This window comes from Methanofollis sp. (assembly GCF_028702905.1).
Lineage (GTDB): Archaea > Halobacteriota > Methanomicrobia > Methanomicrobiales > Methanofollaceae > Methanofollis.
The window spans coordinates 1-2,911 of record NZ_JAQVNX010000179.1 but is presented as its reverse complement, the minus strand read 5'-3'; the positions used below and the strand labels follow the sequence as shown (position 1 = coordinate 2,911).

Annotated in this window: 5 protein-coding genes; 3 read left to right on the top strand and 2 right to left on the bottom strand. The window is 64.3% G+C overall.

What is annotated here, in order from left to right; all coding sequences use genetic code 11:
* Positions 1-101 precede the first annotated feature (101 nt).
* From PHP59_RS12420 to PHP59_RS12410, 3 genes are read left to right on the top strand one after another with little or no spacing between them, the layout of a single operon-like run.
* Positions 102-701: an MBL fold metallo-hydrolase gene (locus PHP59_RS12420; RefSeq protein ID WP_300167438.1), complete on the top strand. Its 600-nt coding sequence runs from the start codon at positions 102-104 to the stop codon at positions 699-701.
* Positions 701-1,156 carry a DUF123 domain-containing protein gene (locus tag PHP59_RS12415; protein WP_300167437.1) on the top strand — a complete coding sequence of 152 codons (456 nt, stop codon included), beginning with the start codon at positions 701-703 and terminating at the stop codon, positions 1,154-1,156. The genes PHP59_RS12420 and PHP59_RS12415 overlap by 1 nt, the downstream gene beginning before the upstream one ends.
* Complete coding sequence (locus PHP59_RS12410) at positions 1,153-1,704, top strand: flavodoxin family protein (protein WP_300167435.1); 552 nt, start codon at positions 1,153-1,155, stop codon at positions 1,702-1,704. The genes PHP59_RS12415 and PHP59_RS12410 overlap by 4 nt, the downstream gene beginning before the upstream one ends.
* Positions 1,705-1,822: 118 nt before the next feature.
* Here PHP59_RS12410 and PHP59_RS12405 read toward each other — a convergent pair whose 3' ends face one another.
* The gene (locus tag PHP59_RS12405) at positions 1,823-2,446 is read right to left on the bottom strand and encodes a GNAT family protein (RefSeq protein WP_300167433.1); all 624 of its coding nucleotides are present in this window, start codon (positions 2,444-2,446) and stop codon (positions 1,823-1,825) included.
* 8 nt (positions 2,447-2,454) lie between these two features.
* Positions 2,455-2,844 carry a 5-(carboxyamino)imidazole ribonucleotide mutase gene (purE, locus tag PHP59_RS12400; RefSeq protein ID WP_300167431.1) on the bottom strand — a complete coding sequence of 130 codons (390 nt, stop codon included), beginning with the start codon at positions 2,842-2,844 and terminating at the stop codon, positions 2,455-2,457.
* Positions 2,845-2,911 lie beyond the last annotated feature (67 nt).

Genomic DNA, 2,911 nt, shown 5'->3' with positions numbered 1-2,911 from the left:
CGTCCCTCGCGATCGCCTCGATCTCGGGCGGGACGCCTTTGAGGGACTCCTTGATCAGGGTTTGCATAACACACATCTGTCACCGATCCTTATTATTCTGCATGCCAGTCACGTGGTTGCCGGGAGAAGGGTTCTTCGCGAACAGTTATCTCTTCGGCGATATCCTCATCGACGCCGGGGTCTATCCGATGGCCGTCGCCCCGCATGCGGACAGGATCAGGACGATCGTCATCACCCACACGCACTATGACCATATCGCCCACCTGAAGGAGATCACAGCGATGACCGGTGCCGAGGTCTGCGTCCATGCCCTCGACGTCCCCGGCCTCACCAATGATACGCCGAGCCTTGCGCCGATGTTCTGCGAACACCCCCCGATGGTCGTCCCCGACCGCGTCCTTGCAGACGGTGATAGGGTCGGCGGCCTTCTCGTCATCCACACGCCCGGCCACACGCCAGGCGGGATCTCGCTGTACAGCGAGGAGGAGCGTGCCCTCTTCTGCGGCGACACCGTCTTTACGGGCGGGTCTTTCGGGCGGTGCGACTTTCCGGGCGGGGACGGCCGCGCCCTTGCCGCCTCGATAGAACGCCTCTGTGACCTCGAAGTCGAGGGGCTGTACCCCGGCCACGGCGAACCGGTGAAGAGCGGGGGCGGTCGGCATGTCAGGGCGGCGGCCCTCGCTCTGAAGGGTATGCTGTGATGAAGGGCGTCTACTGCCTCGTCCTCCATACTCCGGCCTGCGAGGTCGAGGTCGGCAGTCTCGGGACGGTCCGCTTCAGGGCCGGGTATCACATCTATGTCGGTTCGGCACGCGGACCCGGCGGGCTTGAGGCACGGGTCGGCCGGCACTTCAGGCTCGCGGCGACGCGGGAGGGGCGGCCACACTGGCACATCGACCGCCTCCTCCTCACCCCCGGCATCACTCTCGCGGGTGCAGTCCTCGGGGCGACGGCAGAGGATTTCGAGTGCCGGATCGCCACAGCGATCGGCGGTGAGGCGGTGCCGGGCTTCGGGTGCACGGACTGTTCCTGCCCCTCGCACCTCTTTTTCCGGCCTGAAGAGCCGTTTTCCGGGATCGGGGAGGCGTTCAGGAGGACGGGCCTCGTCCCGCAGATCAGAAAGAGCAATATGGGTGAAGTCCATCTCAGTGTATGAAGGTCCTCGGCGTATCAGGGAGCATGAGAAAGGACGGCAACACCGCCCAGCTGGTCAGGTACATCCTTGCGAAGGTGCAGACGTCAGGGATAGAGACCGAGTTCGTCTCCCTTGCCGGCCGGATCGTCCACCCCTGCACCGGGTGCGAGAGGTGCAAGGAGACGAAGTGGTGCGTCATCGAGGGGGACGGCTGGAGCGACATCGCCCAGCGAATGCTCGAAGCCGAGGTGGTCGTCATCGGGTCGCCGACCTATTACTATGACGTCAACGGCCAGATGAAGAACCTCATCGACCGCACCTACTCCCTGTACCACGACCGGAAACTCGCGGGCAGGAATGCCGTGGCGGTGACGGTATGCGCCGACCGCGGCTGCGAGCGTTCCCTGGAGACGATCGAGGGTTTCCTGAACACCCACCAGTTCTCGTACCTCGGCCATGTCTGCGGAAAGGCCTACCTCCCGGGCGAGATCATGACAGACGCCCGGGCGGTGAAGAAGGCCGACGGGGTCGCAAAAAAGATCGTCAACCTCCTCCAGCCGAAGGACTAAAACATTTTTTCAGTTCCGGGAAATTCCTGTTGTACAGAGCCAGCGGTGTTTTCAAAGAACCGCCTGAAACTCCGTTTCATGAGCGATTCTCCAGAGCCCATTTTCCCTGCACGGCGGATCAGAGGTCCGCCGTCTCCAGATATCTCCGGGGCCCGGTGTTCCCGGGCACCCGCGGCTCTTTTCCCTCTTCATCCCGGGAGGGGCGAAGATCCTCCTCCACCACCCCGTACTTGAGCACGTCCTCGAAGCGTCCTCTGTGAAAGAGGTGCCCCCGCCGGCATCCCTCAAGGCGCAGCCCGGCCTTTTCGAGCACCCGCGCAGAGGCCGGGTTCCGCCGCAGGCAGGAGGCATGGACCCGGTGGAGGCCGAGGGGGCCGAAGGCGAAGGCAACGGCCGCCACTGCCACCTCGGTCGCATAGCCCCGCCCCCACGCGTCGGTCCTGATCCAGTACCCAAGTTCGGCGTTCCTGTTCGCGGGGTCGATGGTCAGGCTGACCGACCCGATGAGGACGCCGTCACCGGCCCGCACAATCTTCCAGACAGCGCACCGGCCGTTCGCCCACCCCGCGATGCTCGCCGCGATCCAGGCCGTGGCCATTCCCTGCGGGTACGGGTAGGGCATTCGCACCGCTGTATCCGCGATCGCGGGATCGTCGGCAAGGCGTGCGATCTCCGGTGCGTCTGAGAATCGGAACGGCGCAAGAAGAAGATGCGCGGTCCGAAGGGTCGGCTGGACAGGCATCGTCCGGATCAGGCCACCCCGAGGATCCGCGCCGCCAGGTGTGCGGCATTTTCCCCGCCGTCGAGGGCGACGCAGGCAACAGGCACTCCCTTCGGCATCTGCACGACAGAGAGGAGTGCGTCGAGGCCGCCGAGGTGTTTCCCTGAGACCGGGACACCGATCACCGGCTTCTTCGTCTTCGAAGCGACGACACCCGGCAGGGCCGCCGCCATCCCGGCGATGCAGATGAAGACCTTTGCGTCCGAGGCCTGCACATAGTTTTCCAGACGGTCCGGGTCACGGTGTGCCGAGATCACCTGGAGCTCGCAGGAGATCCCGTACTCGTCGAGCACTGTCCGGGCCTTCTCGGCGATGGCGCTGTCCGAGGCCGACCCTGTGATAATGGCAACATCTGGCATGATATCTCTCTGTTTTCCTCAGGATAGTATAGCCTGAAGGTGGTTAGCCTTTGTCCTGCACGGCCGC

Coding starts and splice junctions, on each gene's coding strand:
- PHP59_RS12420 (WP_300167438.1), top strand. CDS start 102: ATGCCAGTCACGTGGTTGCCGGGAGAAGGGTTCTTCGCGAACAGTTAT.
- PHP59_RS12415 (WP_300167437.1), top strand. CDS start 701: ATGAAGGGCGTCTACTGCCTCGTCCTCCATACTCCGGCCTGCGAGGTC.
- PHP59_RS12410 (WP_300167435.1), top strand. CDS start 1,153: ATGAAGGTCCTCGGCGTATCAGGGAGCATGAGAAAGGACGGCAACACC.
- PHP59_RS12405 (WP_300167433.1), bottom strand. CDS start 2,446: ATGCCTGTCCAGCCGACCCTTCGGACCGCGCATCTTCTTCTTGCGCCG.
- purE (WP_300167431.1), bottom strand. CDS start 2,844: ATGCCAGATGTTGCCATTATCACAGGGTCGGCCTCGGACAGCGCCATC.